We start from the raw sequence: 26,546 nt of genomic DNA, 5'->3' as shown, positions 1-26,546 counted from the left end.
TCTCGCCCGCCCCTCCGGACGAATATTCGCGAATCAGCGTCCTGGCCCGCCGGATGCCCGGGCATTCTGAGGCCGACCGCCCACAGGAGGGAAGCACAGACATGACCCGTCGCCTGCGCTACATCGGGAGTAACTCGGGGCACAGCGGATGCCCGACGCTGTACGAGGACGAGGAGACCGGGCAGGTGATCGTGCAGGGCGACCTCGTCACGGACCCGGCGGAAGTGGCCCAGTTCCGCAACATCAAGCCCGGCGAGGGATTTGTGACCGTGCCCCGCGTCCTGCTCGCAGACTTCGCGCCGCGTGCCGCCGAGCGCGAGCCCGTAATGATCAGCTACGACGAGTTCGAGTCGATGTTCCAGACCTTCCAGCACACGGCCTTCCGGTTGGAGACCCGCCGCCAGTACCGGTCCGACGAGCAGACCGAGACCTACCGCCGGTTCGTGGCCGGCGAGGACCCCGGCTGGGACATGGACGATGTCTGGGCCCGCAACCGCCGTGCGCAGTCCGAGCAGGGCAAGCGGTTCGAACGGGTGCGGATCATGGACAACCCGCCGACCCTCGGCCAGCGTTACCTGCTCGACAACGCCGAACAGATCGGCACGGTGGGCGAGGACGTCCGCTACCTGTGGCGGGAGGATGCCGACCGGCTGGGCCTTCCTCTGGAGGACGCCTGGGTGTTCGACTCCCGGGTGATCGCGCTGCTGCACTTCGACGCCAACGACGTGCTGACCGAGATCGAGGTGATCACCGACCCGGTCCGGGTCAACCGCGCCTGCCAGGAGCGGGACGCCGCCTGGCACTTCGCCGTGCCGCACCGCGAGTTCCGGGCTGGGGTACCGTCCGGCGAGTGACCACCGATTTCCAACAGGCCCGTTACGCCCTCGGTCTGCGGCTTCGTGAGCTGCGGACCGAGGGCGGTCTCACAGGTCGCCAACTGGCCGAACAGCTCGGATGGACGCAGTCCAAGGTCAGCAAGCTGGAGACCGGCCGCCAGACGGCCACCCACGAGGACCTCCGGGCCTGGGCGGACGGCGTCGGGCAGCCCGAGGCAGCGGCCGAGCTGTCGGCCAGGCTTCGCGCCTTCGAGACGCAATCCCGTTCCTGGCGACGGCAGTTGGCCGCCGGTCATCGACCGGTTCAGGACCGGCTGACGGTCGAGTACGAGCGTTCGTCCACCACAAGAGCCTGGCAGAACGCGATGGTCGTCGGCCTGCTCCAGACCCCGGACTACGCACGGCACATCTTCGAGGCCTACACCGCCCTCCACCGCTCCCCCCGCGACATCGACGAGGCAGTGCAAGCCCGAATCCGCCGCCAGGAGTTGCTGTACCGGCGCGGCAAGCGCTTCCACATCGTCATGTGGGAGGCCGCGCTCCGGGCGCGGATCTGCCCGCCGGGCGTGATGGCTGCCCAACTCGACCGCCTCAGCGGCGTGATCGGCCTCGACAACGTCACTCTCGGCATCGTGCCGTTCGACGCCCCGGTCGAACTGCCGCCCGCCAACGGCTTCTGGATCCACGACGAACGCCTGGTCATCGCCGAGGACTGGCACGCCGAACTCTGGCTGGACGCCCCCGACAGCGTGGCCCTCTACCTGCGCGTGTGGGAGTCGCTGAACCGTGCGGCCGTCCACGGCGCGGACGCCCAGCGAGTGATCGCCCGGTGCCGGCAAGCGCTGAACAGCAACTGAGCCGGAACCTGCGCCAATCCGCGAATCCCTCCCTCCCGCAGGGGAATTCCCGAGAATCAGGCACCCTCCGCCACACTCCTGCCACCTAGCGTGAGCATCGGGACGAGCGCCCATCCCACCACGCGAGAACAGAGGAGGCACCATGCCCACGTTCGACGGAAAGCACGGCGGCGGCAGCGGCGACGGATCCGGTGGCGGCCAGCAGGACGACAGCAGCAGCGGCAACAAGCACGGCGGCGGTGGCAGCGACGAGGGCGGCAACACCTCCGACGGCCAGGGCCCGGCGGCGGGGCGCTGACGTGGTGACGGCACGTCAAGCAGCGGAGGCCGGTCGCGATCGGCTGGCCTCCGCGCTCATCGCCAACGGCTCGCTTCAGCCCGACTGGTTCGCGGCCTACCACGCTGTTCCCCGGCACCTGTTCGTGCCGGACACGGTGTGGCCGGGAATGGCGGACGGGGTGCGGCAGGGCCACGCGGTGAGCCGGAGTCAGGATGCTGCCGCGTGGTGGCGGGCGGTGTACGCGGACGTGCCGTTGACCACGCAGTGGGACGACGGGACGCACCTCGGCAACTCAAAAGGCACCGCACCGAGTTCGTCGAGTTCGATGCCCACCATGGTGTTCTCGATGCTCGCGGCGCTGGACGTCGCCGACGGCCACCGCGTGCTGGAGATCGGCACCGGAACCGGCTGGAACGCCGCGCTGCTCTCGCACCGCCTCGGCTCGGCGAACGTCACCACCGTCGAGGTCGACAGAACCACGGCCACCGACGCCCAACGCCGCCTCGCCCGCTCGGGGTACGCCCCCGTCGCCGTGGTGGGCGACGGCGCGGCCGGGCATCCGCCGACTGCGCCGTTCGACCGGGTGATCGCCACCTGCTCAGTGCGGGACGTGCCCCGCGCCTGGATCGAACAGTGCCGCCCGGGCGCCGTGATCGTCGCACCCTGGGGGCCGGAGTACGGCGGCGAGGCAGTCGTGAAACTGACGACACAACCGGACGGCAGCGCCCGCGGCAGCTTCGTCCACTCGTCGGCGTTCATGCGGCTGCGCGCCCAGCGCACCGTCCGCCCGGGCAGCCTCGCCTACCTGTCCGCGCCGTGGCCCGCCGACGGCGTCCGGTCCGCCACCACCCTCTCGCCCGACGAACTCGGCGACTGGGCCGCGATGTTCGCGATCGGCGTCCGGGTGCCGGGGGTGTTTCCGCTGACGGAGCGGTACCCGGACGGGACATACACGCTCTGGTTGCACGACACGGCCGTCACCTCGTGGGCGACGGCCGATTGGGAGCCGGGACGGGCGGAGTTCGAGGTGGTGCAGTCCGGCCCGCGCCGGCTGTGGGACGAGGTGGAGGCCGGGTGGCGGTGGTGGGATGCCCGGGGCCGCCCGGGGGTCGAACGGTTCGCGCTGACCGTCGCCCCGGACGGCGCACACGCCGTCCGGCTGAAGCGATGACGGGAGGTCAGGAGTTGCGCCCCGACAGGGCCAGCGCCCAGGTCAGGCAGGCGAAGGCGGCGGTGGAGGTGATGGCGCGGACGACGTTCCACCGGACCCAGACGTCTTCGAAGGCGGCGCGGACGGCGGCCGGGTCGGTGAGCTTGTCGGGGGCGCCGGCGGCGGCCAGCTTGTCGTTGAGGGGGACGTTGACGGCGCTGGTGATGACGAACATGGCGAGGTAGAGGACGGCGGCGGCGCCGATCCACAGCAGGACGGTGCGGTTGCCGCCGCGCCACTGGAGGATGCCCGCGGCGACGATGAGCACCAGCGCGCCGAGGAAGCCGATCATGAACCAGCCGTTCAGGATGGCGACGTTGATGCGCTGCATGGTGTCGACGAAGGCGCGGTCCTCGACCTTGGCCAGGCCGGGCATCACCGAGCAGGCGTAGGAGTAGAACAGGCCCGCGCTGAGCCCTGCGGTGATGGTCGCGCCGATCAGCGTCACCGTGCGAAGAACTGCCATGCCGTGGGCCCCCGTTCGTGTGGTCATGCCCTCAAGTCAACCGGCGGGGAGACTCAAGATCCATGGCCCAGAAGCTCGTTGACATACGTGAGCGTCCACCCGGCCGCGCACCTGGCGTCTACGCTGGCGGCCATGGACGCGCTCACCGCACTGCTGACCGGCCCCCGGGCCCAAGGGGCGTTCCTGCTGCGGTCGGTGTTCGACCCGCCGTGGGCGATCCGGATCGAGGACCGGGCGCCGCTGACGGTGCTGACCACGGTGCGCGGCGACGGCTGGATCGTCCCGGACGACGGCCCGCCGGTGCCGCTGCGGACCGGGGACCTGGCGATCGTCCGCGGGCCGGAGCCGTACACCGTCGCCGACCGGCCGGAGACCGCGCCGCAGGTGGTGATCCATCCGGGGCAGGTGTCGACCACCGTCGACGGCGAGCGGATGTGCGAGGAACTCGACCAGGGCGTCCGGACCTGGGGCACTGCCAGGGACGCGGCGACGGTACTGCTCAGCGGCACCTACCAGCTGCACGGCGAGGTCAGCGGACGGCTGCTGCGCGCACTGCCGCCGGTGCTGCGGCTGTCCGCCGAGGAGTGGAGCTCACCGCTGGTGGCCCTGCTGGAGGCGGAGATCGGACGGGACGAGCCGGGCCAGGAGGTGGTGCTGGACCGACTGCTCGACCTGCTGCTGATCTCCGCCCTGCGCTGCTGGTTCTCCCGCGACGCCACCCACGCCCCGGCCTGGTACCGGGCCCACACCGACGCGGTGGTGGGCCGCGCGCTGGTCCTGCTGCACACCGACCCGGCGCGCGCCTGGACGGTGCACGAGCTGGCCGCCGAGACGGGCATCTCGCGGGCCGCGCTGGCCAGGCGCTTCACCGACCTGGTGGGCGAGCCCCCAATGGCGTACCTCACCAACTGGCGGCTCGCCCAGGCCGCCGACCTGCTGGCCGAACCGGACGCCACCCTCACGTCGGTCGCCCGCCGGGTCGGCTACGGCAGCGGCTTCGCGCTCAGCGCCGCGTTCAAGCGGGTCCGCGGGCTCAGCCCGCAGCAGTTCCGCGAGCAGGCGGGCGCCGCCGCCGGCTGACCGGCACCGGCGGCCCGTCGCCTCGACCGGGGCGCACCCCGGCCCGGCCGTCCCTGTTGCCCCGTGGGATGGTCCTGCATAATCACTGCGTTCGTTTCCGACCCGAGGAGGACCGGCCGATGCCGGCAGACCGCTGCCCCAGCTGCGGCACCGTAGGGCCGGCCGGCAGCTGCGCGTGTCACGCCTTCTCCCCGGCCGAGCAGACCGCGGTCCTCCCGCCGCTGGACGGCCCGCACCTGGTGCGCCCGTACGTCGCCGACACCCCAGTCCTGATGGACCCCGGCCACCCGGCCGCCGACCCGTTCGGTACCCAGGTCGGCCCACCGCCCGTGCAACCGATCACCACCCAGGCCGGCCCACCGCCGGTACAGCCGATCACCACCCAGGCCGGCCCACCGCCCGTGCAGCCGATCACCACCCAGGCCGGCCCACCGCCCGTGCAGCCGATCACCACGCAGACGGTGCCGTTCGTCCCGCCGCAGCCGTCCGCTCCCGGAGCCGTCCCGCCACCGCCGCCCGGCCGGGCGCCGCACGTGCCGCAGGCCGCCGGCCCGTTCGCGCCGCCGGCAGCTCAGTCGGACGCCGCCGCTACACAGCTGCTGCCGCCCGTCCAAACACAGGGCTCGCCCGCCCCGTTCCAGCTCGGCCGGGTGGTCCCGCCGCCGCCCCAGCCCGAGCCGCCGACCGCGCTGATCCCGCCGATACCCACCGACCCGGGGACGGCGGCCACCACGCTGATCCCCCCGATACCCGCCGGCCCCGACCCGGCCACCACGCTGCTCCCTCCGGTCCCGGACGGCCCGAAGCCTCCGCCGGCCGCCGACCTGGGCCTGTTCGGCTTCCACGACGACGAGTCCGCCGCGCCGGTCAGCCGGACGGAACGCCGTTCGCAGCGGCGGCGCAGCGCCGACCGCAAGCGGCTGGTGATCGCGGGCGGCGCGGTGGGCGTGACGGCGCTGGCCGTGAGCATGGCGATGCTGCTGTCCTCCTCGCCGGACAGCGTCGACCACGCGCTGCCGGCGCCGACCGGCCCGGCGGTGGCCTCGTCCGCCGCGAGCGCCCCGAGCGAGTCGCCGAGTGGCGAGGCCTCCCCGGACGCGTCCGCGAGCCCGTCGCCGACCCGTACGTCCGCCCGGCCGACCCAAGCCGTCACCACCAAGCCGGCGGCCGCCCCGACGACCGCCCCGGCCGAGCCGACGTCCGCGCCCCCGACCACCCAGCCGCCCTCGCCCACCCCTAGCCGGACGCTGCGGCGGGACGACACCGGTCCGGACGTGGTGCAGCTCCAGCGCCTCCTGACCAAGGCCAGTTGCCTCCCCGCCGGCTGGCTCGACCAGGACCGGACCAAGACCGGTCAGCTGGGGTTCGGCCCCCTCACGCAGAACACGCTGACCTACTTCCAGAAGCAGAACCGCAACCAGCTGAAGGGCGTCACCCCGGGCGTCTACGACCCGCAGACCCAGGCCGTCCTGGAGGCCGCGGCGCAGAACCCGAGCTGCTGAAGCCGCGTACGGGGCAGGCCGTCAGCCGGTGATCGCCTTGAACAGGCTGAACCCGGCCAGTGCGATCATCGCCAGCGCGGCGATCCGCACGATGACCTTCATCGGCACGTGCCGCAGCAGCTTCTGCCCGCCGACGATGGCGATGCCGCCGACCGCGCACAGCGCCAGCCAGGAGCCCAGGCCGACGGCCAGCGGATCGGCGTACTTGGCGGCCAGGTTGGCGGTCATGATCTGGGTGAGGTCGCCGAACTCGGCGACGGCGACGATCACGAAGCTGGTACCGGCGACCTTCCAGAACGAGTTGTTCGCGGGTTCCTTGGCCTCGCCCTCCTCGTCCTCGTCCTCCTTGTGCCAGAGCAGCATGCCCGCGCCGACCAGGAACAGGACGCCGGACACGCCTTCCACCCAGCGCTGCGGCAGCAGGGCCAGCAGGCTGCCGGCGACCAGGGCGAGCGCGACCTGCAGGGCGAACGCGGCGGCGATGCCCGCGAACACGTAGCTCGCCCGGTACTTGGTGCCGAGGACCAGGCTGGCCAGGGCGGTCTTGTCCGGCAGTTCGGAGAGGAAGATGATGCCGAACGTGAGCGCGGCGATGGTCAGGCTGTTCATCGGATGCGGGGGTCTTTCGGTCTCGTTGCCGCCGGCCCCGGGCACCCGTGGAAGGGGACGCCTCGGCCCGGCAGCACTGGTTCATGGTCACAGCGCTGCGGCCGAAGGTCTCGCCGACACCCCGTGAGGTGCCCCGGGCGCCGGGCTCGTCCGCGGGGGGACGGGCCGGTATGTCGACGGTCCGGTGGAGGGCTACTCCCCTTCAACAACCCGGCGAGTTTACCGGCTGCCGCCCGGGCCGCCGACCAGTCCCCGGCCGACCAGTTCCAGCACGGCGGTGACCGCGACCGCCTCCACCGCCAACAGCGCGACCAGCACGAACAGTTGCACCGCACCGGCCTGGACGGGCGTCGCGCCGCCGAGCAGCATGCCGACGAACGCGCCGGGCAGGGTGACCAGTCCGACGGTGCGGGTCTGGTCGAGGGCGGGCACCAGCGAGGTCGCGGCGGCGGTCCGGCAGATCTCCAGCCGGGCATCGCGCTCCTCGAAGCCGAGGGCCAGCGCGGCCTCCACCTCGCCGTGCCGGAGCCGCAGTTCGTCCAGCGCCCGCCGCCCGGCCAGCGACGTCGCGGTGAGCGCCCCGCCGATCAGGATGCCCGCCACCGGGATCACGCTCAGGCCCTTCGGCGGCAGCAGCCCGGTGACGGCCAGCAGGAGCAGCACCGGCAGCACCCCGGCGGCGATCGGCACCGCCGCCCACGCCCACTCCCACCGCCCGCCGCGCCCGTCCCGGCCCTCGCCCATCCGTCGGCCCGCGGTGCGCACGGCGACGGCGAACATCAGCAGCACGAACAGCGCGGACGCCCACAGCGAGCGCACCACCCAGGCGATCACCAGCGCGACGGCCGCCAGCTGCACGGCCGCCCGCACCCCGGCGCGCAGCACCGCCCGCCCGTGCCCGAGCCCGCCCCGTCCGGCGACCAGCGCGGCCACCGCGAGCAGCACCGCGCACGCCACACCGAGCGGCCAGGTGACCGGCAGCAACTGCGAACCCCCGCCTGCGGAAAGCAACTTCACCTCAGATCCAACTGGTGAACCACATCCGCGCACGCCACTCGGACATCGGGATCACCTCCGCCGTGTACAGCGGATAGAAGTACGCGAAACAGCCGACGATCGCCAACACGATCAGCCCGGCCCCGGCCGCGCCCCACCGTCGCCGGCGTGGCGGACTGCCCTCCGGCCCGAGCATCGCTCCGAGCAACTGCGCCACGGCCAGGCAGAGGAACGGCACCAGCAGCACCATGTAGAAGGAGAAGGTCGTCCGCCGCTGGTACTGGAACCACGGCAGGTAGATCGCGGCGACGCCGGCCAGGATCGCGCCGGAGCGCCAGTCCCGCCGGAAGAACCACCGGTACAGCGCGTACGCCAGCGCGAAGCACGCCGTCCACCACAGGAACGGGGTGCCGAGCGCCAGGATCTGGCTCGCGCAGCCCTCGGCGGAGTGGCAGCCGTGCTGCCCGTCCGGCACCTGCTGCCAGTACATGGACACCGGTCGGCCCTGCACCAGCCAGCTCCAGGGGTTCGACTGGTAGGTGTGCGGGGACGACAGGCCGGTATTGAAGTCGTACATCTGCGCGTGGTAGTGCCACAGGCTGCGCAGCGGCGCCGGCACCCAGCTCATCGACACCTGCGGCAACGGGATGTCCACCAGCGGCGTCCGCGCCGGGGACAGCCCGGCCCGGCCGTCCGCCCACTGCCGGCCGTAACCGCCCGTGGTCGCCAGCCAGCCGCTCCACGCCCCGACGTAGACCACCAGCGCACTGCCCACCATGGACAGCGCGGCCGGCCACAGATCGCGCCGCAGCATCGCCCGCCACGCCCGGTGCGCACCGGCCGCCCGCCTCCCCGCCTGGTCCCACAGCAGAACGAGGACGGTGAACACCGCCAGGATCTGCAAGCCGTTCCACTTCACCGCGGACGCCGCCCCCAGCAGTACCCCGGCACCCACCCGCCACGGCCGCACCCCCAGCCGCACCTCGTCCCCGGCCCGCCCGCCCTCCGCCCACGCCGCCCGCAACAGCCCGCGGACGCGGTCACGGTCGATCAGCAGGCAACCGAACGCGGCGAGTACGAAGAACGCGGAGATGCCGTCCAGCAGACCGACCCGGCTCATCACGAACTGCAGCCCGTCCACACCCATCAACAGCGCCGCGACGCACCCCAACAGCGTCGAGCGGAACAGCCGCCGCCCGATCCTGGCCAGCATCAGCACACTCACCGAGCCCAGCACGGCCACCATGATCCGCCAGCCGAAGGGATGCAGACCCCAGAAGTGCTCCCCCACCGCGATCACCCACTTGCCGAGCGGCGGATGCGCGACGAACGCCGGCGCCTGGCTCAGCGGGATCACCTGCGGCACCCCGAGAATCAGCTGATTCGCGTTGTCCGGCCAGACCGCCTCGTAGCCCTGCTGCAGCAGCGACCACGCGTCCTTCGGGTAGTACGTCTCGTCGAACACGAACGCATTCGGATACCGCAGCCCCCACAACCGCAGCACCCCCGCGAACACCGCCACCCCAACAGGCCCCCACCACCGGAACCGGTCCGGCCCCACCGCGACCCCCACGACCGCCCGCCGCGACTCGACCGCCAGCGCCATACCCGCCCCGTCCGCAAGTTGACGACATGTCCGCAATGTCGCAAATCCTAGCCTGCGAGGGCGCGAAAACAGGGGCGCGGGAAACTGCGCGAAGGGGAACGCACCCGTCGGAAAGATCGCGAATCCCGACAATGACCTGCACGTGCGGGCGACCCAGCAGCACTTCCGCCACAAGCCTCCCGGCTACCGTTTGACCCTCAACCAGGTCGAGGCATGAGTGTCTACCGCGTGGAGAACAGAATGCGCAGCATCGGCGAACTGGCCCGCGCCAGCGGCCTGAGTGTCAGCGCCCTGCGGTTCTACGACGGCGCGGGAATCTTCGTCCCGGCCGCCGTGGACCCGCACTCGGGGTACCGCTGGTACGCGGACGAGCAGCTTCCGGACGCCCGCCTCCTGGCAAGGTTGCGCCGTGTCGGAATGCCGCTGGCAGGTCTCACCCGGGTGCTGACCGGCACCCCGGCCGAGGCCCGTGCCGAGCTGGACGCGCACTTGCGCCGGCTGGAGGACGGCCTGTCCGATGCCCGCCGCGAGCTCTCCACTGTCCGTGCACTGCTCGACTCGAGGGAGTTCCCCATGCCGCAGACCCGACTGACCGTCCCCGCCGCCCGCCTCGCCGCCGCGCTGGACGCGGTCCGTTTCGCCGCCCCGTCCGACACCGCCCTGCCCGCCGTGGCGGGGATCTTCCTGGACGCGGAGGACGGCGTCCTGCGCCTGGTCGCCACCGACCGCTACCGGCTGGCGGTCGCCGACTGCCCGGCCACGCTGGACGGCCCGGCCGCCTCCGCTCTCCTGCCGACCGCTCTCGCGGACGCCGCCCGTTCGATTCTCACGGACGCCGACGAAGCCGAACTCGTCCTCGACGGCGCGCAGTTCAGCATCCGCGCGGCCGGCCGCGAGCTCTCCGGCGAGCGCGCCGACCACGACTTCCCGGACTACCGCCGCCTGGTCCGCCTGGAGCCCACCCACCGCCTGACCCTGACCGCCGACCAGTTGCGCAGCATGCTCGCCACCGCCGAGCCGTCCACCGCGACCCGCACCCAGGACGGCATCGACTTCCCCGTCACCGCCGTCACCGCCACCGCCGCCGACGCCCTCCCGGGCACCTCCCCCGCCGAGCTCCTGGTCCACGTCAACCGCGACTTCCTGCTGGAGGCGGTCGGCGGCGCCGACCAGCTGGTCCTCGAACTGACCGGCCCCATCGCCCCGTTGGCCATCCGCTTCCCGTCCCGCGAGGACACCTTCTCCCTCCTGATGCCCACCCGCCGCTGACCGCGCCGAACGCGAAAAAGGCCGCCCACCCGGGGAGATCCCCGAGTGGGCGGCCGGCGGCACGTCAGGCCACCGCCTCCAGCTCCCGCAGCTCGCGCTGCGGCACGTTCAGCACCCGGACGTTGTCCTGCGCGGGCGTCAGGAAGCCGCGCAGGCGGACCGCCAGGGCGACGATCAGCAAGGTGCAGATGGCCATCGAGGCCAGGTAGAGCGGCCAGGTGCCCGAGCCGACCAGCAGGACGCCGACGGCGGGGCCGACCGCGACGGCGGTCTGCTTCACCAGGGCGTAGCCGGAGTTGTAGGTGCCGAGCAGCCGCGCGGGGGCGAGGTCCGCGACGATCGGGCCCATGGTGGGGGCGAGCAGGGACTCGCCCACGCCGAACAGGGCGTAGATCGCGACGATGGCGACGGTCGCGGCCATCGCGTCCTCGCGGATCAGGCCGGCCACCAGGGCCATGCCCCAGGCGGCGAGCCAGACCACGCCGGCGGCGGCCATCGCGGTGGTGCGGCGGCGGCGCTCGGTGATCCGGACCACGAACATCTGGAGCAGCACGATGGTCAGCGCGTTGGCGCCGATCGCCAGGCCCAGGGTGGAGGGCGGGGTGCCGACGGTGTCGGTGGCGAACGCGGCGACGCCGGACTCGAACTGGCCGTAGCAGGTGAAGAAGATCAGACCGGCGAGCAGGCACAGCCGCAGCATCGCCTTGTCGGCGACCAGCGTCCGCAGTCCGCCGCCCTTGCCGACAACCGCACCGGCCGGCGCGACCTCCTCAGCAGGCATCTTCGCGGTGCCGGTGACGGCGGCCAGGCCGAGGAACGTCAGCGCCTCGATGGTGAACAGCCTGGTCAGGCTGGCCGGGTCGGCGGTGTCGACGACCTGGCCGCCGACCAGCGCGCCGATGCCCATGCCGAGGTTGACCAGCGTGAACTGGAGCGCGAAGGCGCGGGAGCGCTCGGCCTTGCCGGTGCAGCGGACGATCATCGTGGCGAGCGCGGGCTGGCAGGTGGTGACGCCGGCGCCGAACAGGAAGGAGGAGATCAGCAGCGTGGGCGTGCTCGCGGCCTGACCGAAGGCGAACGCACCGGCGGCGGCCATCGCCGTACCGGCCAGCAGCACCGGCCGCGGGCCGTACCGGTCGATGCCGCGACCGCTGAACGGCAGCACGGCCAGCGCGGCGAGCGCGAACACGGTGAACACCGCGCCGGCCGCCGCGGAGCCGAGGCCGCGCACCTCGCTCACGTACACGAACATGTACGGAAGCGTGAAGCCGCTGCCGAACGCGCTGAGCGCGTTGCCGATCTGGACGCGACGCAGGCGGCCGCCCCACTCCTTCACTTGGCACCCCTCGAAGACTCCGAAAGCCGGCCCCTGTGGCCGTCACTTCAACCCGTAAGATTTCAGAGCTAAAGTCTACGCATAGAAACCTTAACGCGTCAAAGGCTTAACAGCTGCACGATGCGTGGAACAATGACCCCATGAGCGCACGCAGAGCGGAGCCCGACTCCGCCACCGAACTCGGCATCGCCGAACAGGTGGCCCTCTACCAGCGGGAGTTCCCGACCGTGGACCCCCAGGTGGAGACCATCGTCTCCACCCTCTCCCGGCTCAACCGCCGGATGAACGTGGCCTACAGCCGCCAGCTGGCCACCCTCGGCATCACCAACGCCGAGTGGGAGGTGCTCAAGGCTCTGGTGTTCAGCGGCAGTCCGTACCGGCTCGGCCCGGGCGAGCTCGCCAAGCGGCTCGGCCTGACCCCGGCCGCGATGACCCACCGGATCGACCGGATGGTCAACGACGGCCTGGTCACCCGCGAGCGCGACGAAGCCAACCGGGTCCGGGTGATCATCGAGCTCACCCCGCTCGGCCGCGACAGGTGGATCGAACTGATGCGGATGGCCGCCGTCTTCGAGGCCGACGCGCTCCAGGACGTCCCCGTCGAGGCCCGCCCCGAACTGGCCGCCACGCTGACCAGGATGCTGCGCCGGATCGAGGAGTCCCAGCCGGACGCCCTCGGCCGCACCGAGGACCTGAACTGCTGACAGCAGGGTGCCCCGCACAACGCAACGAGGGGCGCAGGGAGAGTGATCTCCCTGCGCCCCTCGTTGCGTTGTGCGGGCTACTTACCGGTCAGCGGTCGGTCAGCACGGGCCGTTGTCGGTCCAGGTGCCCCACTGGCCGCTCAGGCTCGGGTCCTCGTTGGTGGTCCACCACTTGTTGGTGTAGTAGTGACCCTTCCAGGAGACCTTGGTGGCCGTGGCGTACACGGTGGCCGCGCTCCAGCTCGGGGCGGCGGAGCAGGCACCGGTGGTCGGCGACTGCGACGGCGAGGCCGAGGCGGAGGTGGACGGCGAGGTCGACGGCGACGCCGAGGCCGAGGTGGACGGCGACGGGCTGGCCGACTGCGAGGTCGACGGCGACGGGGCGGCCGGGCAGTTCGCGGCGGAGCCGTTGGTCGCGCTCACCATCTTGTCGAACAGCGCGGTCTGGGTGCCCAGGTCGTACATCGAGAAGGCGAACGAGCCACCGAGGCCGTTGCAGTGCGCGTAGTCCAGCTTGGCCTGGATCGACTGGGCGTTCTCGCCCGACCAGAAGGTGGTGCCGTCGTAGAAGTACGCGGCCTTCGCGGCGTCGTCCCAGTAGGTGTAGGCCGGGTTGTCGACGAAGCCGTTGAGCTCCTTGTACATCTTGATGCCGTTGACGTTGCCCGAGTAGCTGCCGCCGGCCGCCGGGCCGGTCGCCGGCTGGAACAGGCCGTGGCTGTTGCCGGCGGTGACGCCGGTCCAGCCGCGGTAGTAGAACGGGACGCCGACGTTGATCTTCTTCGCCGGGAAGCCGCCGGGGATGCCGTACTGCGAGTCACCCACGGTGTACGCCTTGATGGCGTTGTCCAGCGAGTACTTCCCGTCGCCGCCCGGGACCGGGTTCATCGGGTCGTTCGGGTTGGTGTAGATCGGGGCCTGGTGGTTGGTCGGGCCCTGGGCCTCCCAACCGCCGTGCATGTCGTACGTCATGATGTCGAGGAAGGTCAGGTACTGACCGATCTTGTCGGTCTCGACGTACTTGATCTTGTCCTGACCGGCGCCGACCGCCGCCGCGAGGCTGTAGGTCTTGCCGTCCGTCTTGCCCTGGGCGTCCAGCTGGCTGCGGAACTCGGCGAGCAGCGAGGTGAAGTTCTGCTTGTCGGCCGGGGAGGAGTGGTTGCCGGTGTGGCCGTTGCCGCCCGGGTACTCCCAGTCGATGTCGATGCCGTCGAAGATGCCGGCGCCGGTGCCCGGACCGCCGTAGCCGCCCTGCACGGGCAGGTTGCCCTTGATGTACAGGTCCATGCAGGAGGACACGAACTTCTTGCGGGACGCGTCGGTGGCCGCGGCGTCGGAGAAGTACTTCGAGTAGGTCCAGCCGCCGATGGAGAGCAGGACCTTGAGGTTCGGGTTCTTCGCCTTCAGCTTCTTCAGCTGGTTGAAGTTGCCGACGATCGGCTGGTTCCAGGTGTCGGCCACACCGTCGACCGAGGTCGTGGTGTCGAAGGTCTTCTGGTAGTCGGCGAAGGAGTCGCCCGCACCGTCACCCGCGTTCGGGTTGTTCTCGTCCTGCGAGGCGGCCTTGTTGGCCTCGAAACAGGTGAGGTTGGTGGGGTCGATGTTCCCGAAGTCGTAGATCAGGTAGTCGAGCTTCCCGGCGGCGCCGGTGTCGTTCATGGTCTTCAGGTAGTAGCCGTTGGTGTAGATCGACCACTGGTCGAAGTAGGCCACCTTGATGCCACCGCTGGTGGCCGGCGCACCGGTCGAGTTGGTGGGGGCCGCCTGGGCGGTGCCGCCGGTCAGGGCCAGGGTGCCGCCGAGCAGCAGGGAGGCCGCCGTGCCGGCCGCGAGCGCGGCCCAGCTCTTGGGGCGCCGCCGCGTGGGCGACTGGGGGGAAACGGAACGAAGCATGGCTGCGAGACTCCTGGTTGTGGGGGTCCTGACAAACCCGGATGCGAACCGTGCGAGGTGGGGCCGCACAGCCAGGGGCATGACAGGGGGAATCGAGCGTTGGCCTGCACAAACGCCAGGGCCGGGATAAGCCGAACCGGCGCCGGTGGTCTGAACCACCGGCGCCGGCCCAGGGGCTCCCTGCACCTGCCAAGTAAAATGGACTAGACCAACTCGACCGTCAAGAGCGAGATCTGACGCTTACGCCACGCTTAAGGTTCGGTGTCCGATCAGTGCCGCAGCGCATTCGCCACCACAGGCGTCACGGGAGCGTTCAGCGAACGGTTGCTGTGTGCCGTGGCCTGCGCAGTCGCCCCGGGCGCCACGTCCGGGACGTTCACCACGGTCGCGTCGAGCAGGTTTCCCGACGCGTCGTCGAAGTTGACCTGAATCGTGTAGTTGCCCGCCTGGGAACCGTGGTTGGTGACCGTCACCGGCACCGACAGCTTCCCGTCCGACTCGGTGGTCGCCGCCCCGAGCGCCACGTCGCCCTTCGCGTTCAGCCCGCCCTTGACGCTCGCCAGCGCGGAGGACGCGACGGCCTGCGCGGAAGACGCGGCGGCCTGCGCGGAGGCGCCCAGCGAGGCCGCCGCCGAGCCGAGCGCGGCGCTGGCCGATCCCAGCACCGACTGCGCCGCCGAGGCCGCAGCCGAGGCTGCCGCCGAGGTCGCCGCCCCGGACGTCTTGCCGCTCGACGTGCAGCCCGCCAGCGCCGCCGAACCCAGTAGGACCGCCGCCAAGCCCGCGGCCACCCGGATCTGTCGCTTCATCAGTGATTCTCCCTGTCTCGTCGCGGCGCTCAGGAGAGCCCGGTGCCGTTCTCGCGGGCCGCCTCGTCCGCGGCCCTGGCCTCCCGCCTGCCCACCACGTCCTGGCGGCGCTTCACCACCGCGACGGCGCCCAGCGCGCTCGCCCCGAACGCCAGCACGCCCAGCCACGGGCGGCCCAGCGCGTGCCCGGAGGCGGCGTCCAGCGAGTAGCAGCCCGGGCCGGTGATCGCCAGCGCCAGCCCGCAGGCACCCAGCAGCGCCGGGTACTCGTAGCCGCCGCCGTGCGCGAAGAACCCCGCCGGGGCGTGCACCGCGATCGCGCCCGCCATCGTCCCGGCGACCACCGGCCCCGCCACCGGGGTGGCCAGGCCCACCGCGAGCAGCGCACCGCCACCCGCCTCGCCCAGGCCCGCCGCCAGCGCGTTGCGCTCGCCCGGCTCGAAGCCCATCTGCTCCATGGCGGCGGCGGTGCCCTCCAGCCCACCGCCGCCGAACCAACCGAACAGCTTCTGCGCGCCGTGCGCGAACAGGACACCGCCGACGACCGCGCGAAGTGCCAACAGACCGAGATCCTTGCGGTGCAGACTGGTCATGGTGTTGCCCCTGGTGTGGAAGAGAAGTCCGTAGGGCCCATCCCAGCGTGCGCACCGCCCCCGCTCGACCCGGCGAACCCATCCGGGCGACCCGCCCCACCCCGCAGGGAGACTCCCGATGCCCACCGCACCGCAGCCACCCGAGTACGTCCTGCACGGCGACCGGGTCACCGACGAAAAGACCTTCTGGGCCGAACTCGGCCACGCCGTGCACGCCCACAACGGCTACTACGGCAGCAACCTCGACGCCCTCGCCGACGTCCTGCGCGGCGGCTTCACCCCCGAGCCGCCGTTCGTGCTGATCTGGCGCGACGCCCTGGTCTCCGCCCAGGCCCTCACCCGCCGGGTCACCGGCCCCGACGAGGAGGAACGCTCCTACTTCGACGCCGTCCTCGACGTACTGCGCCAGGGTGGCGTCACCGTCCGCCTGCGCTGACCGCCCATCATGGGCGCATGTCGGCGATCAACCTGAGCACCGTCTTCGTCACCTTCTTCGCCGTGGTCGGCCCGCCCAAGGTCCTGCTGGCCTTCGCCCAGCTCAGCCAGACCCGCACCCCGGCCGAACTGCGCAAACTCACCCTGGTGTCCTCGGCGGTCGCCGCCGTGGTCGGCCTGGTGCTGGCGTACAGCGCGAACGTCATGGCGGCGCTGTTCCACATCTCCGACCAGTCGCTGCAGATCGCCGGCGGGGTGATCTTCTTCATCTACGCCGTCGCGCTCGTGCTCGGCATCCACCTCGGCGGCGGCAGCAACGAGGGCCACCTCGACAACCCCCTCGCCGACGGCATCCGCCAGCTGCTGCTGCCGTACGTGGCCAGCCCGCTGGCGATCACCGCGCTGCTGGTCGAGTCGCTCACCCGGGACACCATCGGCTGGCACTCCACCGTCGCCGCCATGTACGTCGCGGTGATCGCCGTGGACTGCGTGTCCGTCCTGCTGCTCGCCCCGCTGCTGCGCGCCAGCCGGCGCACCTCGCTGGAGGTGCTGTCCCGGCTGCTCGGGCTGCTGCTGGCGGCCGTCGGCGTGGAGATGTTCCTGTACGGGCTGGAGAGCCTCGGGGTGCACCTGGCTCCCGCGAAGAACGAGTACTGACAGGCCCTCTCAGGACGCCTGGATCGGCCGCCACGGCACGGGGCTGGACAGGATCATCGAGCTGGTCGGCTGCCCGTAGCTGCCCAGCCTGTCGGTCAGCCGCTCGAAGGCCGGCATGTCGGGGACGCCGACCAGCAGGACGCAGCACGCGCCGCCGGTCACCCGGTGCAGCTGGAACACCTCCGGCCAGTGCGCCACCTCCGGGTCGCGCAGCACGCAGCGCGGGCCGTAGCAGCGCACCGTCACCAGGGCCATCACCGCCGCACCGGCCTTCGCCGGGTCCAGGTGTGCGTGGTAGCCGGTGATCACCCCGTCCGCCTCGAGCCGGCGCACCCGCTCGGCGACGGCCGGCGGGGACAGGTTCACCCGGCGGGACAGCTCGTTGTACGAGAGCCGCGCGTCGGCCTGGAGTTCGGCCAGCAGCAGCCGGTCCACCGCGTCCATCGTCGGCTCCTTTGCGTTCGTCAGGCGATCGGGGCGCAGCACCTTGCGAACGGCAGGCCATTGCCGCCAACCGGGCTACGACGCCCATTCAAGAGCAGGCCGCCGCGCCGCACAATGGTGGCGCCCGCCGTACCCCGGAGCGGGCGGAACCAGGAGGTACCGGCCATGACCGGCCAGACCCACCGCCCCCACCTGCGGTACGGCAACGACCAGGAACCCGGCACGTCCACCCCGTACTCCCGGTACGTCCGCCTGACCGAGCTGCACTCGCTCCAGCAGCCCCGCAGCACCGAGCCGTCGGAGTACACGTTCATCGTCACCACCCAGGTGATGGAGCTGCTGTTCGGGCAGCTGCACCGCGAGTGGACCGCCGCCCGCGCCGCGCTGCGCGAGGACGACCTGGGTGCCGCGGGCGACGCGCTGCGCCGCGGCCACCACGTGCAGGACGTGCTGGTCTCCTCCTGGGACCTGCTGGCCACCATGACGCCGGCCGAGTTCAACGCGTTCCGGCCGCTGCTCGGCGAGGCGTCCGGCTTCCAGTCCTCGGCGTACCTGCTGCTGGAGTTCCTGCTCGGCAACAAGAGCGAGCGCCTGCTGACCATGTACCAGGACTCCCCCGGCGAGTACGACGCGTTGTTCGCCGAACTGCGCACCCCCAGCCTGTACGACGAGGCGCTGGCCGTGCTGGCCAGGCGCGGCCTGGAGATACCCCCGGCCCCGAGCACCGCCCACCACGGCCACGACGACACCGTCGAGGCCGCCTGGCGGACCGTCTACACCGACCCGGCGCTGGCCGACCTGGCCCGGCTCGGTGAGGCGCTGCTCGACACCGCCGAGCGGGTCACCCGCTGGCGCCAGCGCCACTACTCCACCGTCAAGCGCACCATGGGCGGCAAGCCCGGCACGGCCGGCTCCAGTGGTCTGAGCTGGCTCAAGCACGCCGCCGACCAGGACGTCTTCCCCGAACTGTGGTCCGTCAGGAACGAACTGTGACAACTCGCACGATGTCTCCCACCCGCGACGAGTGCGTCGTCCGCGACGCCGCCGACCCGCTGCACCCGATGCGCGAGCACTTCGAGCTGCCCGAGGGCGTGCTCTACCTGGACGGCAACTCGCTCGGCGCGCTGCCCCGCCGCACCCCCGGCCACCTGGCGAAGGTGGTCGCCGAGGAGTGGGGCACCGGCCTGATCCGGTCCTGGAACGACGCCGGATGGTTCCACCAGCCCGGGCGCCTCGGCGACCGGCTCGGCGCGCACCTGCTGGGTGCGGCGGCCGGGCAGGTGGTGGTCTGCGACTCGACCTCCGTCAACCTGTTCAAGGTGCTCGGCGCGGCACTGCGGCTGCGCCCCGGGCGCGGCGCGCTGGTCGCCGAACGGCACGCCTTCCCCACCGACCTGTACATCGCGGACGGGCTGACCGGGCTGTACCCGGGCACCCGGCCGGTGCTGGTGGACTCGGCGGCGCAGCTGGACGCGGTGCTCGACGCGGACACCGCGGTGGTGCTGCTGTCGCACGTCGACTACCGCACCGGTGAGCTGCTGGACATGGCGGCCGTCACCGAGCGGATCCACGCGGCCGGGGCACTCGCCGTCTGGGACCTGTGCCACACCGCCGGGGCGCTGCCGATCCGGCTGGACGCGGCCGGCGTGGACTTCGCGGTCGGCTGCGGCTACAAGTACCTGAACGGCGGTCCGGGCGCGCCCGCGTTCCTGTACGCGGCGGAGCGCCACCACGCGGCCGCCCGGCAGCCGCTGACCGGCTGGTTCGGCCACGCCCGGCAGTTCGACTTCGAGCCCGGCTTCCGGCCCGCCGAGGGGATCACCCAGTTCCTCACCGGGACGCCGCCGGTGCTGGGCCTGGCCGCGCTGGAGGCCTCGCTCGACGTGTGGGAGCTGGCCGATCCGGCGGCGGTGCGCGCCAAGAGCCTGGAGCTCTCCGACCTGTTCCTGGAGCTGACGGCGGACCTGGACGTCGAGTCGGTGACGCCGCGCAGGCACGAGCTGCGCGGCAGCCAGGTGGCGCTGCGGCACCCGGAGGGCTACCGGATCGTCCAGGCGCTGATCGCCCGCGGGGTGATCGGCGACTTCCGGGCGCCCGACCTGATGCGTTTCGGCTTCACCCCGCTGTACCTGTCCCGGGCGGACGTGTACGACGCGGCGGCGGCGCTGCGCGAGGTGCTGGCCTCCGGGGAGTGGCGCGAGGAGCGGTTCGCCCGGCGCGGCGACGTCACCTGACCCGGGCTCTGGCCCCGGACAGGCCGAACGGCCGGGCCCCGACGGGGGCTCCGGCCGTTCTTCGGGTCGGGCGCGGGGCGTCAGTGGCGACGGCCGCGGCTCCGGCGTGCCAGCATCGTCACCGCCGTGCCGAGGCCCAGCAGCACGGCCGCCGCGCCGGCGATCGGGCCGGCCGGGCCGCTGCCGGTGTCCGCCAGCGGGCCTTCGGGCTTGCGGCTGTGCTCGGGCACCGGTCGCTCGCCGTGGGTGGGCTCGACGCTCTCCGAGGGCTTCTCGCTCCTGGACGGCGACGGGTGCGGGCTCTTGGACTCGCTCTCCGAGGGCGACGGCGAGGGGCTCTCGGACTCGCTCGGCGAGGGCGACGGGCTGGGGCTCTGGCCGCAGGCCGGCAGGTCGCCGTTGAACGGATAGGCGTGCAGCTCCGTCCCGGCGGTGCCGCCCTGCACCAGGTTTCCGGCCAGGTAGACGCGGCCGTTGGTGCCCGGGCTGGACAGCGTGACGGTGCCCGCCGGATTGCCGGCCATCACCGAGCCCTGGAACTGGGCGCCGCCGGTGATGGTCGCGTCGGTGGAGACGGGGAAGTTCCACATCAGCAGCGGCTGCATGTCGGTGAGCTGGTCGCCGGGGATGCCGCTGCCGGTGTTGGTGCGGATCAGCACCGGGTCCGGGCCGACCATGTTGACGATCACCGTGGCACCGGCCGGGATGCCGGCGAACACCATGTCGGCGGCGGCCGTGGCACTGCCGATGTTCCGGTTCACGTTGAAGACCTGGCGCGTGCTGTGGCCGTCACCGGTGAAGGTGTACAGGTTGCCGTTGACGGTCAGTTCGCCGGTCGCGGTCTGCTCGGCCATGCACGCCGAGTGGTCCTCGACGACGGTGGTGAGGCCGCGGAACGGGTCGATCGCCGCCGGGTCCCGGCGGGCCGCGCCGGGGCCGGAGAACTCCAGGGTGCCGCTCTCGGTGGTGCCGTAGGCCAGGTTGCCCCAGCGGGCCGGGTTGCCGCCGCCGAGCTGCACCCGGTTGCCGGTGACGACGTCCACCGCGCCGCCGACCGTCACGTGGTCGGTGCCGGGCGGCGGCGCGACCTGCGAGCCGACGCCGACCACGCCCATGTTGAACAGGCCGCCGCCGTTCTTGTCGACCGTGAGGTCCTTGACCGTGACGACCTTCCCCTCGGCCTCGGCGGAGCGGCCCTCCACCCGGTAGTTGCCGCCGACGAAGATGTTGATCGTGTCGTCGGTGCCGGCGGCGGGACCGTTGTGGACCGGCGGGAACGGGTTCGGACAGTCTCCGACGCACGGGCCGAGCGGCGGGGCGAGTTGGTCCGCCTGGCCGACCGACGCCAGAGTGACCAGCGGGGCGGCGGCGAGCGCCGTCACCGCCGCATACCGGATCAGCCGGTTCTTGGGACGAGCGCCGTGTCGCACGGACACCCCTTTCGTTGACGGTGGGGTCAGCAGGCAGCAGACCGCCGCCAGCCAAGTGGTGGCGCCGAACGAAAATCGGCCACCCGACAACCGACACCCCGAAAGATCGCTCGAACGGACTAAGTTGCTGGTGCACCGATGACAGCGCCCGCCCGGACAAGGAGACCTGTGTCGAACCACCCGCTCGCCCTGCTCGCCACCACGGCCGACGTCCTCGCCCGGCCGGACGCCGACGAACGGCTGCTCAACGACGTCGAACGCGAACGCGCCGACCGCTTCCGCCGCCAGGCCGACCGCGACGACTTCCTCGCCGCCCACCTGCTGGTCCGGTTCTGCGCCGCCACGCACCTCGGCATCGACCCCGCCGACGTCGCCTTCGGCCAGCACTGCCCCGGCTGCGACCGCACCGGCCACGGCCGGCCACTGCTCACCGACCGCCCCGGCACCCACCTGAGCCTGTCCCACACCGGCGGGATCATCGCCGCCGCGGCCGGCCCCGTCCCGATCGGCGTGGACGTCGAACACCTCGGCCCGCGCACCAACGACCCGGCCTCCCTGAGCCACGTCCTCAGCCCCGCCGAGGCCGAACTCGTCGCCAAGCACCCCGACCCGACCCGGGCCTTCCTCCGCCAGTGGGTGCGCAAGGAGGCGCTGATCAAGCTCGGCCTGGCCACCCTCGACAGCCTGCCCGACCTCGACCTGTCCGCCCTTCCCCTCGACCCGCCCCTCCAGCACCGGCACGGCGACCTGCACTACCTCGAAGTCACCACCGACCAGGTGGTGTTCACCGCCGCCGCCACCCTCCAGCCGGCCCTGGGCACGCTCTGACCCAGCGGTCACACCTGCCGCAGCACGTCCAGGAGTCCGGCGTGCACGCCCGGGCGGCTCGCTGCGGCGGGCGAGGCACTGGCCCGGCACCCGCAGGTGCACGCGGAGTGCTGGCCACCGGCGGGCCGACGAATCCGATGTGCGCGGTGTTCTGCCCGGAGCACGCGGCGCTGTACCGCTTCCACACCGAGGTGCTGGGCCCGCTCGGGGTGCGCCGCGCCGGGGCGGCGATCGTGGCGCGGGCCGTCGAACGGGCCGGGGTGCGCCTGCGCCGGCTCCCCGGCTGAGTGTCGGTGGGTCGGAGCAGACTGGAGGCATGTGCCGAAGCATCAAGACGCTCCGCCCGCCGATGACGCCCGACGCCACTCCCGAGGACGTGCACGCGGCGGCGCTCCAGTACGTCCGGAAGATCTCCGGGTTCCGTGCTCCCGCCGCGCACAACCGGGAGGTGTTCGACGCGGCGGTGGCCGCCGTCACGGCCGCCACCGCCGAACTGCTGGCCGGTCTCGAGGTGCGCGGCGTCACGCCCCGTTCGTCGACCCCGGCCGGATGACCATCAGCACCAGGACGACCATCCACAGCAGGTTGAACAGGCCCGCGGTCATCGGGAGCATCTTCAGCATGCCGGTGGCCCGGGTGGTCTCCGCCTCCTGGTTCTCGGTCGCGTCCAGCGCGTCCACGGTGGCCTGCTGACCGGGCAGCACGAACAGCAGCAGCACACCCGCGGCGACGGCCGTCAGCACGATCGAGGCGATCAGCCAGGCGTTGCCCAGCACGCCCATGGCCTGCGCCGTACCGACGCCCAGCAGGGGCACCGCGATTCCGATCAGCGCGTACACGTTGCTGATCCGGTGCAGCAGCCGCACCGAGGCCTGCGCGTTCACCTGCTCCGGGCCCGCCGCCAGCGCCGCCTTCGCCTTCCGCGGGAACATGCTCACCGCCACCGCGACCGGACCGACGGCCAGCACGGCGACTATCAGATGCAGACTCAGCAGGAACTTGGCCATCGCCGGCGCAACCCTTCAACCCACGGAACGAGATCGTCCGCCACGCTAGCAGCGCTTATCCGGGGCCCTTCCGGGCCCCGGACCGGAATCACGAGCCGGTGGGGAGCGACGGGATCCGGGCGAGGATCGCCGCCGTGTCGACGCCGGTGGGCAGGGTGCCGTAGGCCAGGCCGGAGTGGCCGGCGAGGCGGGTGGTGGTGAAGGCCTCGGCCACCGCGGGGTCGCCGTGGCGGAGCAGCGCGGAGGCCTGGAGGGTGAGGGCGAGGCGTTCGACCAGGTGGCGGGTGCGGTACTCGAGGTGCTCGGGGTCGGCGAGGTCCTTGCGGAGGTCGGCGACGGCGGTGTCGAAGTGCGGGTCGAGTCCGCTCGCGGCGTCGAGCTCGTCGAACACGGCGGCCACCGATTCGGGCTGGCGGGCCATCGCGCGCAGCGCGTCGAGGGCGGCGACGTTGCCGGAGCCCTCCCAGATCGACACCAGCGGGGCCTCGCGGTAGAGCCGGGGCATGCCGGACTCCTCGACGTAGCCGTTGCCGCCCAGGCATTCGAGGGCCTCGGCGGCGTGCCCGGGGCCGCGCTTGCACACCCAGTACTTGGCGACGGCCAGGCCGAGGCGGCGGAACCGGGCCTCCTGCTGGTCGCCGGCCAGGGCGCGGTCGGTGGCCTCGGCGAGGCGCATGGCGATCGCGGTGGCGGCCTCCGACTCGACGACCAGGTCGGCGAGGACGTTGCGCATCAGCGGCTGCTCGACCAGCGGCTTGCCGAACGCGTGCCGGTGGCTCGCGTGGTGCAGGGCGCGCAGCGCGCCGTAGCGCATCGCGGAGGCGGCGCCGATGGTGCAGTCCAGCCGGGTCATGTTGACCATCTCGATGATGGTCCGCACGCCGCGGCCCTCCTCGCCGACCAGCCAGCCCACCGCGTCCTCGTACTCGATCTCGGAGGAGGCGTTGGACTTGTTGCCGAGCTTGTCCTTGAGCCGCTGCAGGCGCAGCGCGTTGCGGCTGCCGTCGGGCAGGACGCGCGGCAGCACGAAGCAGGAGAGTCCGCCGGGGGCCTGGGCGAGCGTCAGGAACAGGTCGGACATCGGGGCGGAGGTGAACCACTTGTGGCCGACCAGCCGGTACGTGCCGTCGCCGACGGGGACGGCACGGGTGGTGTTGGTGCGGACGTCGGAGCCGCCCTGCTTCTCGGTCATCGACATGCCGGCGATCAGCCCGCGCTTGCCGTGCGGCTCGCGCAGCCCGAAGTCGTACTCGCGGGCGGCCAGCAACGGCTCGTAGGCGGCGGCGAGTTCGGGGCTGGTGCGCAGGGCGGGGACGGAGGCGTACGTCATCGAGATCGGGCAGGTGTGTCCGGCCTCGACCTGGCCCCAGACGTAGAACTTGGCGGCGCGGGCGGTGTGCGCGCCGGGCCGCTCGTCCTGCCAGGGCGCGGCGTGCAGGCCGTGCTCGACCGCGGTGCGCATCAACTCGTGCCAGTACGGGTGGAATTCGACCTCGTCGATGCGGTGGCCGTGGCGGTCGTGGGTGCGCAGCACCGGCGGGTTGTCGTTGGCGAGCCGGGCCCAGTCGGCGGCCTGCTCGGTGCCGGCCAGGCGGCCGAGGGCATGCAGTTCGCCGGTGGCCCAGCCGGCGCCGGCCCGGTGCAGGGCGGCCAGCAGGGTGGGGTCCTCGGCGACGTCGTGGCCGAACGGGTCGGGGACCTGGTTGGTGACCTCGTGAGTGCTTGCCATCAGTGCCCTCCCAGGGCGCGCAGGGTGAAGGTGACGAGCTCGGGCAGTACGGTCTCCGGCGGCTGTCCGTCGGTGAGCGGGCCGACCAGTGCCTCGCCGACCGCGCCGACGATCGCGGCGGCGGTCAGTTCGGCGCGCTGGGCGGGGAGTTGACCGTTCGCCACGGCCTGATCGATGCGTCCGGCGATCAGGTCCCGGAACGCCCGCCGGAACACCAGGCGTTCGGCCTCGACCACCCGGTCCGCGGGTTCGGCGAGCAGCGCGTACGCCAGCCGGGGCGACTTCAGAGCACGGGCGGCGAAGGTGGCGACCACCGCGGCGACACCGTCCAGCGGGTCGTCGGCCCGTTCGGCGGCCTCGGTGACGGCGGCGATCTCCCGGCCGCAGACGGTGCGGAACAGGGTGACGGCGAGGTCGGCCTTGCCGTCGAAGTGCTGGTACATGCTGCCGGTCGCGATGCCGGCCCGATCGGCGACGGCCGCCATCGAACACCCGGTGTACCCGCGTTCGGCGAGCAGAGCGACGGCGGCCCGCAGGACGGCCTCGCGCTGACCGTCGAGCCGGGCCTGGACGGCGGCGGTGCGTCGGTAGGCCACGCAAAGAATTGAAGCACCGATTCAGTGCTTCAGGAAGGACTCGGGCGGGGCCCCGGCATTTTGAACGCGTTCACTTTTCGCTACGCTCGCCCCATCAGCAGCAATGGGGAGGGCTTTGATGAAGATCGTGCTGCCCGGAGGCACCGGGAACGTGGGCAGACTCCTGGAACGCGAATGGACCGCCGCCGGCCACCAGGTGGTGATCCTCACCAGACAGCCGACCCGCGACCGGGAGATCCACTGGGACGGCCGCACCCCCGGCCCCTGGACCGAGGCGATCGACGGCAGCGACCTGGTGGTCAACCTCGCCGGGCGGACCGTCAACTGCCGCTACACACCCGCCAACATCCGCTCGATGATGGACTCACGCGTGGACTCCACCCGCGCGGTCGGCAAGGCCATCGCGGCAGCCACCCGCCCACCCCGCGTCTGGCTCCAGATGAGCACCGCCACCATCTACGCCCACCGCTTCGACGCCGCCAACGACGAAACCACCGGCCTGCTCGGCGGCAACGAACCGGACGTCCCGCCGTACTGGGCCTACAGCGTCGAGATCGCCAAAGCCTGGGAACGCGCCCAGGAAGAGTCGAACACCCCGCACACCCGCAAGGTCGCACTGCGCACCGCCATGGTGATGAGCCCCGGCCGGGGCGGCGCCTTCGACCTCCTCCTCCGCCTGGCCCGACTCGGACTCGGCGGCCCCGTAGCGGGCGGCAAGCAGTACATGTCCTGGATCCACGGCCACGACCTCGTCCGCGCCCTCGACTTCCTGACCATCCGCGAAGACCTCACCGGCCCGGTGAACCTCGCCGCCCCCAACCCCGTCCCCCACCGCGACTTCATGCACGCCGTCCGCACCGCCCGGGGCATCCCGATCGGCCTCCCGGCCACCCGCTGGATGGCCGAGATCGGCGCCTTCGCCGCCCGCTCGGACACCGAGCTGCTCCTCAAAAGTCGCCGAGTCGTCCCCGGCCGCCTCCTGGAGGCCGGCTTCGACTTCGACCACACCCACTGGCCCGAAGCCGCCGCCGACCTGGTCCGATGCATCCGCAGAGCGTGAAATCAGGGGCCCGGGGAACGGCGGGGCCGTGCCTGCGGATGGCCAACAGGGCGCTGAGCGTTCCGCCGTTTCCGGTCCCC

Annotated in this window: 29 protein-coding genes; 16 read left to right on the top strand and 13 right to left on the bottom strand. The window is 72.2% G+C overall.

Translation table 11 applies throughout. The features are described 5' to 3' along the window. Positions 1 to 101: 101 nt before the first annotated feature. The 4 genes from ACGFWJ_RS11055 (at position 102) to ACGFWJ_RS11040 (ending at position 3,144) form a co-directional block, all read left to right on the top strand. Positions 102 to 854: a DUF6879 family protein gene (locus ACGFWJ_RS11055; RefSeq protein WP_392947624.1), complete on the top strand. Its 753-nt coding sequence runs from the start codon at positions 102 to 104 to the stop codon at positions 852 to 854. Beyond that, positions 851 to 1,693, top strand: coding sequence for a helix-turn-helix domain-containing protein (locus ACGFWJ_RS11050; protein WP_392947622.1), 843 nt, complete (start codon positions 851 to 853; stop codon positions 1,691 to 1,693). The genes ACGFWJ_RS11055 and ACGFWJ_RS11050 overlap by 4 nt, the downstream gene beginning before the upstream one ends. A gap of 142 nt (positions 1,694 to 1,835) precedes the next feature. Beyond that, positions 1,836 to 1,991, top strand: a complete 156-nt coding sequence (locus ACGFWJ_RS11045; protein WP_392947620.1) for a hypothetical protein — start codon at positions 1,836 to 1,838, stop codon at positions 1,989 to 1,991. Positions 1,992 to 1,995: 4 nt separating this feature from the next. After that, positions 1,996 to 3,144, top strand: coding sequence for a methyltransferase domain-containing protein (locus tag ACGFWJ_RS11040; RefSeq protein ID WP_392947617.1), 1,149 nt, complete (start codon positions 1,996 to 1,998; stop codon positions 3,142 to 3,144). A 7-nt stretch (positions 3,145 to 3,151) separates the two neighbouring features. On the opposite strand, the gene ACGFWJ_RS11035 is transcribed toward ACGFWJ_RS11040, so the two are convergent. Further along, the gene (locus ACGFWJ_RS11035) at positions 3,152 to 3,649 is read right to left on the bottom strand and encodes a DUF1772 domain-containing protein (protein ID WP_392947614.1); all 498 of its coding nucleotides are present in this window, start codon (positions 3,647 to 3,649) and stop codon (positions 3,152 to 3,154) included. A 132-nt stretch (positions 3,650 to 3,781) separates the two neighbouring features. Between ACGFWJ_RS11035 and ACGFWJ_RS11030 the strand changes: the two genes are divergently transcribed. Further along, positions 3,782 to 4,729, top strand: coding sequence for an AraC family transcriptional regulator (locus ACGFWJ_RS11030; protein WP_392947611.1), 948 nt, complete (start codon positions 3,782 to 3,784; stop codon positions 4,727 to 4,729). A gap of 119 nt (positions 4,730 to 4,848) precedes the next feature. Next, positions 4,849 to 6,231, top strand: coding sequence for a hypothetical protein (locus tag ACGFWJ_RS11025; protein ID WP_392947608.1), 1,383 nt, complete (start codon positions 4,849 to 4,851; stop codon positions 6,229 to 6,231). Between the two features lie 21 nt (positions 6,232 to 6,252). On the opposite strand, the gene ACGFWJ_RS11020 is transcribed toward ACGFWJ_RS11025, so the two are convergent. The 3 genes from ACGFWJ_RS11020 to ACGFWJ_RS11010 all read right to left on the bottom strand — a co-directional run bounded on the left by ACGFWJ_RS11020 (position 6,253) and on the right by ACGFWJ_RS11010 (position 9,442). Continuing rightward, positions 6,253 to 6,840, bottom strand: coding sequence for a TMEM165/GDT1 family protein (locus tag ACGFWJ_RS11020; RefSeq protein WP_387643300.1), 588 nt, complete (start codon positions 6,838 to 6,840; stop codon positions 6,253 to 6,255). A gap of 219 nt (positions 6,841 to 7,059) precedes the next feature. Next, entirely contained in the window at positions 7,060 to 7,857 is a 798-nt protein-coding gene (locus tag ACGFWJ_RS11015) for an ABC transporter permease (RefSeq protein ID WP_392947605.1), read from the bottom strand. A 1-nt stretch (position 7,858) separates the two neighbouring features. Further along, positions 7,859 to 9,442 (bottom strand): dolichyl-phosphate-mannose--protein mannosyltransferase, encoded by a 1,584-nt coding sequence (locus tag ACGFWJ_RS11010; RefSeq protein ID WP_392947602.1) that lies wholly within the window; start codon positions 9,440 to 9,442, stop codon positions 7,859 to 7,861. Positions 9,443 to 9,655: 213 nt separating this feature from the next. On the opposite strand from ACGFWJ_RS11010, the gene ACGFWJ_RS11005 reads away from it, so the two are divergent. Next, entirely contained in the window at positions 9,656 to 10,711 is a 1,056-nt protein-coding gene (locus tag ACGFWJ_RS11005; RefSeq protein WP_392947599.1) for a MerR family transcriptional regulator, read from the top strand. A gap of 64 nt (positions 10,712 to 10,775) precedes the next feature. Here ACGFWJ_RS11005 and ACGFWJ_RS11000 read toward each other — a convergent pair whose 3' ends face one another. Next, positions 10,776 to 12,047, bottom strand: a complete 1,272-nt coding sequence (locus ACGFWJ_RS11000) for an MFS transporter (protein WP_392947596.1) — start codon at positions 12,045 to 12,047, stop codon at positions 10,776 to 10,778. 140 nt (positions 12,048 to 12,187) lie between these two features. Here ACGFWJ_RS11000 and ACGFWJ_RS10995 point away from each other — a divergent pair, with 140 nt between their 5' ends. Further along, complete coding sequence (locus ACGFWJ_RS10995; protein WP_392947593.1) at positions 12,188 to 12,751, top strand: MarR family winged helix-turn-helix transcriptional regulator; 564 nt, start codon at positions 12,188 to 12,190, stop codon at positions 12,749 to 12,751. Between the two features lie 99 nt (positions 12,752 to 12,850). Here the strand turns inward: ACGFWJ_RS10995 and ACGFWJ_RS10990 are convergent, their stop codons facing one another. The 3 genes from ACGFWJ_RS10990 to ACGFWJ_RS10980 form a co-directional block, all read right to left on the bottom strand. After that, positions 12,851 to 14,644, bottom strand: a complete 1,794-nt coding sequence (locus tag ACGFWJ_RS10990; protein ID WP_392947590.1) for a glycosyl hydrolase family 18 protein — start codon at positions 14,642 to 14,644, stop codon at positions 12,851 to 12,853. 269 nt (positions 14,645 to 14,913) lie between these two features. Then, positions 14,914 to 15,453 carry an FxLYD domain-containing protein gene (locus ACGFWJ_RS10985; protein WP_392947586.1) on the bottom strand — a complete coding sequence of 180 codons (540 nt, stop codon included), beginning with the start codon at positions 15,451 to 15,453 and terminating at the stop codon, positions 14,914 to 14,916. 29 nt (positions 15,454 to 15,482) lie between these two features. Next, on the bottom strand, positions 15,483 to 16,046 hold the full coding sequence (locus ACGFWJ_RS10980; protein ID WP_392947583.1) for a DoxX family protein: 564 nt from the start codon (positions 16,044 to 16,046) through the stop codon (positions 15,483 to 15,485). A 118-nt stretch (positions 16,047 to 16,164) separates the two neighbouring features. Here ACGFWJ_RS10980 and ACGFWJ_RS10975 point away from each other — a divergent pair, with 118 nt between their 5' ends. Beyond that, complete coding sequence (locus ACGFWJ_RS10975; RefSeq protein WP_392947580.1) at positions 16,165 to 16,482, top strand: barstar family protein; 318 nt, start codon at positions 16,165 to 16,167, stop codon at positions 16,480 to 16,482. 17 nt (positions 16,483 to 16,499) lie between these two features. Next, on the top strand, positions 16,500 to 17,138 hold the full coding sequence (locus tag ACGFWJ_RS10970; RefSeq protein WP_392947577.1) for a MarC family protein: 639 nt from the start codon (positions 16,500 to 16,502) through the stop codon (positions 17,136 to 17,138). A 9-nt stretch (positions 17,139 to 17,147) separates the two neighbouring features. Here the strand turns inward: ACGFWJ_RS10970 and ACGFWJ_RS10965 are convergent, their stop codons facing one another. Beyond that, a complete protein-coding gene (locus ACGFWJ_RS10965) occupies positions 17,148 to 17,582 on the bottom strand; it encodes an Lrp/AsnC family transcriptional regulator (RefSeq protein WP_387643282.1) in 435 nt (144 codons plus the stop codon). A 165-nt stretch (positions 17,583 to 17,747) separates the two neighbouring features. On the opposite strand from ACGFWJ_RS10965, the gene ACGFWJ_RS10960 reads away from it, so the two are divergent. After that, complete coding sequence (locus ACGFWJ_RS10960; RefSeq protein WP_392947574.1) at positions 17,748 to 18,575, top strand: tryptophan 2,3-dioxygenase; 828 nt, start codon at positions 17,748 to 17,750, stop codon at positions 18,573 to 18,575. An 11-nt stretch (positions 18,576 to 18,586) separates the two neighbouring features. Further along, positions 18,587 to 19,816: a kynureninase gene (kynU, locus tag ACGFWJ_RS10955; protein ID WP_387861393.1), complete on the top strand. Its 1,230-nt coding sequence runs from the start codon at positions 18,587 to 18,589 to the stop codon at positions 19,814 to 19,816. An 80-nt stretch (positions 19,817 to 19,896) separates the two neighbouring features. Here the strand turns inward: kynU and ACGFWJ_RS10950 are convergent, their stop codons facing one another. Then, complete coding sequence (locus tag ACGFWJ_RS10950) at positions 19,897 to 21,246, bottom strand: choice-of-anchor A family protein (protein ID WP_392947572.1); 1,350 nt, start codon at positions 21,244 to 21,246, stop codon at positions 19,897 to 19,899. A gap of 168 nt (positions 21,247 to 21,414) precedes the next feature. Here ACGFWJ_RS10950 and ACGFWJ_RS10945 point away from each other — a divergent pair, with 168 nt between their 5' ends. The 3 genes from ACGFWJ_RS10945 to ACGFWJ_RS10935 all read left to right on the top strand — a co-directional run bounded on the left by ACGFWJ_RS10945 (position 21,415) and on the right by ACGFWJ_RS10935 (position 22,627). Further along, on the top strand, positions 21,415 to 22,074 hold the full coding sequence (locus ACGFWJ_RS10945) for a 4'-phosphopantetheinyl transferase family protein (protein ID WP_392947569.1): 660 nt from the start codon (positions 21,415 to 21,417) through the stop codon (positions 22,072 to 22,074). Between the two features lie 107 nt (positions 22,075 to 22,181). Continuing rightward, complete coding sequence (locus tag ACGFWJ_RS10940; protein ID WP_392947566.1) at positions 22,182 to 22,361, top strand: hypothetical protein; 180 nt, start codon at positions 22,182 to 22,184, stop codon at positions 22,359 to 22,361. Between the two features lie 29 nt (positions 22,362 to 22,390). Further along, the gene (locus ACGFWJ_RS10935; protein WP_392947564.1) at positions 22,391 to 22,627 is read left to right on the top strand and encodes a DUF2277 domain-containing protein; all 237 of its coding nucleotides are present in this window, start codon (positions 22,391 to 22,393) and stop codon (positions 22,625 to 22,627) included. Here ACGFWJ_RS10935 and ACGFWJ_RS10930 read toward each other — a convergent pair. The 3 genes from ACGFWJ_RS10930 to ACGFWJ_RS10920 form a co-directional block, all read right to left on the bottom strand. Continuing rightward, positions 22,596 to 23,081, bottom strand: coding sequence for a hypothetical protein (locus ACGFWJ_RS10930; protein WP_387643269.1), 486 nt, complete (start codon positions 23,079 to 23,081; stop codon positions 22,596 to 22,598). The genes ACGFWJ_RS10935 and ACGFWJ_RS10930 overlap by 32 nt on opposite strands. Before the next feature lie 88 nt (positions 23,082 to 23,169). Then, positions 23,170 to 24,810 carry an isovaleryl-CoA dehydrogenase gene (locus ACGFWJ_RS10925; protein ID WP_392947561.1) on the bottom strand — a complete coding sequence of 547 codons (1,641 nt, stop codon included), beginning with the start codon at positions 24,808 to 24,810 and terminating at the stop codon, positions 23,170 to 23,172. Next, entirely contained in the window at positions 24,810 to 25,406 is a 597-nt protein-coding gene (locus tag ACGFWJ_RS10920) for a TetR/AcrR family transcriptional regulator (RefSeq protein ID WP_392947558.1), read from the bottom strand. Before ACGFWJ_RS10920 ends, ACGFWJ_RS10925 begins: the two co-directional genes overlap by 1 nt. Before the next feature lie 118 nt (positions 25,407 to 25,524). On the opposite strand from ACGFWJ_RS10920, the gene ACGFWJ_RS10915 reads away from it, so the two are divergent. Further along, complete coding sequence (locus ACGFWJ_RS10915) at positions 25,525 to 26,466, top strand: TIGR01777 family oxidoreductase (protein WP_392947555.1); 942 nt, start codon at positions 25,525 to 25,527, stop codon at positions 26,464 to 26,466. The last annotated feature ends 80 nt before the right edge of the window (positions 26,467 to 26,546 follow it).

The sequence above is a fragment of the Kitasatospora sp. NPDC048407 genome (assembly GCF_043200475.1).
Classification (GTDB): Bacteria; Actinomycetota; Actinomycetes; order Streptomycetales; family Streptomycetaceae; genus Kitasatospora.
This window is presented reverse-complemented; position numbering and strand designations above follow the sequence as displayed.

Excerpts from the sequence above, each read along its gene's own strand:
- ACGFWJ_RS11020 (WP_387643300.1), bottom strand. The coding sequence starts at position 6,840 with ATGAACAGCCTGACCATCGCCGCGCTCACGTTCGGCATCATCTTCCTC.
- ACGFWJ_RS11045 (WP_392947620.1), top strand. The coding sequence starts at position 1,836 with ATGCCCACGTTCGACGGAAAGCACGGCGGCGGCAGCGGCGACGGATCC.
- ACGFWJ_RS11025 (WP_392947608.1), top strand. The coding sequence starts at position 4,849 with ATGCCGGCAGACCGCTGCCCCAGCTGCGGCACCGTAGGGCCGGCCGGC.
- ACGFWJ_RS11030 (WP_392947611.1), top strand. The coding sequence starts at position 3,782 with ATGGACGCGCTCACCGCACTGCTGACCGGCCCCCGGGCCCAAGGGGCG.
- ACGFWJ_RS10935 (WP_392947564.1), top strand. The coding sequence starts at position 22,391 with ATGTGCCGAAGCATCAAGACGCTCCGCCCGCCGATGACGCCCGACGCC.
- ACGFWJ_RS10965 (WP_387643282.1), bottom strand. The coding sequence starts at position 17,582 with ATGGACGCGGTGGACCGGCTGCTGCTGGCCGAACTCCAGGCCGACGCG.
- ACGFWJ_RS11035 (WP_392947614.1), bottom strand. The coding sequence starts at position 3,649 with ATGGCAGTTCTTCGCACGGTGACGCTGATCGGCGCGACCATCACCGCA.
- ACGFWJ_RS10990 (WP_392947590.1), bottom strand. The coding sequence starts at position 14,644 with ATGCTTCGTTCCGTTTCCCCCCAGTCGCCCACGCGGCGGCGCCCCAAG.
- ACGFWJ_RS11010 (WP_392947602.1), bottom strand. The coding sequence starts at position 9,442 with ATGGCGCTGGCGGTCGAGTCGCGGCGGGCGGTCGTGGGGGTCGCGGTG.
- ACGFWJ_RS11055 (WP_392947624.1), top strand. The coding sequence starts at position 102 with ATGACCCGTCGCCTGCGCTACATCGGGAGTAACTCGGGGCACAGCGGA.
- ACGFWJ_RS10985 (WP_392947586.1), bottom strand. The coding sequence starts at position 15,453 with ATGAAGCGACAGATCCGGGTGGCCGCGGGCTTGGCGGCGGTCCTACTG.
- ACGFWJ_RS11005 (WP_392947599.1), top strand. The coding sequence starts at position 9,656 with ATGAGTGTCTACCGCGTGGAGAACAGAATGCGCAGCATCGGCGAACTG.
- ACGFWJ_RS10975 (WP_392947580.1), top strand. The coding sequence starts at position 16,165 with ATGCCCACCGCACCGCAGCCACCCGAGTACGTCCTGCACGGCGACCGG.
- ACGFWJ_RS10980 (WP_392947583.1), bottom strand. The coding sequence starts at position 16,046 with ATGACCAGTCTGCACCGCAAGGATCTCGGTCTGTTGGCACTTCGCGCG.
- ACGFWJ_RS10995 (WP_392947593.1), top strand. The coding sequence starts at position 12,188 with ATGAGCGCACGCAGAGCGGAGCCCGACTCCGCCACCGAACTCGGCATC.
- ACGFWJ_RS10915 (WP_392947555.1), top strand. The coding sequence starts at position 25,525 with ATGAAGATCGTGCTGCCCGGAGGCACCGGGAACGTGGGCAGACTCCTG.
- ACGFWJ_RS10970 (WP_392947577.1), top strand. The coding sequence starts at position 16,500 with ATGTCGGCGATCAACCTGAGCACCGTCTTCGTCACCTTCTTCGCCGTG.
- ACGFWJ_RS10960 (WP_392947574.1), top strand. The coding sequence starts at position 17,748 with ATGACCGGCCAGACCCACCGCCCCCACCTGCGGTACGGCAACGACCAG.
- ACGFWJ_RS10925 (WP_392947561.1), bottom strand. The coding sequence starts at position 24,810 with ATGGCAAGCACTCACGAGGTCACCAACCAGGTCCCCGACCCGTTCGGC.
- kynU (WP_387861393.1), top strand. The coding sequence starts at position 18,587 with ATGTCTCCCACCCGCGACGAGTGCGTCGTCCGCGACGCCGCCGACCCG.
- ACGFWJ_RS10930 (WP_387643269.1), bottom strand. The coding sequence starts at position 23,081 with ATGGCCAAGTTCCTGCTGAGTCTGCATCTGATAGTCGCCGTGCTGGCC.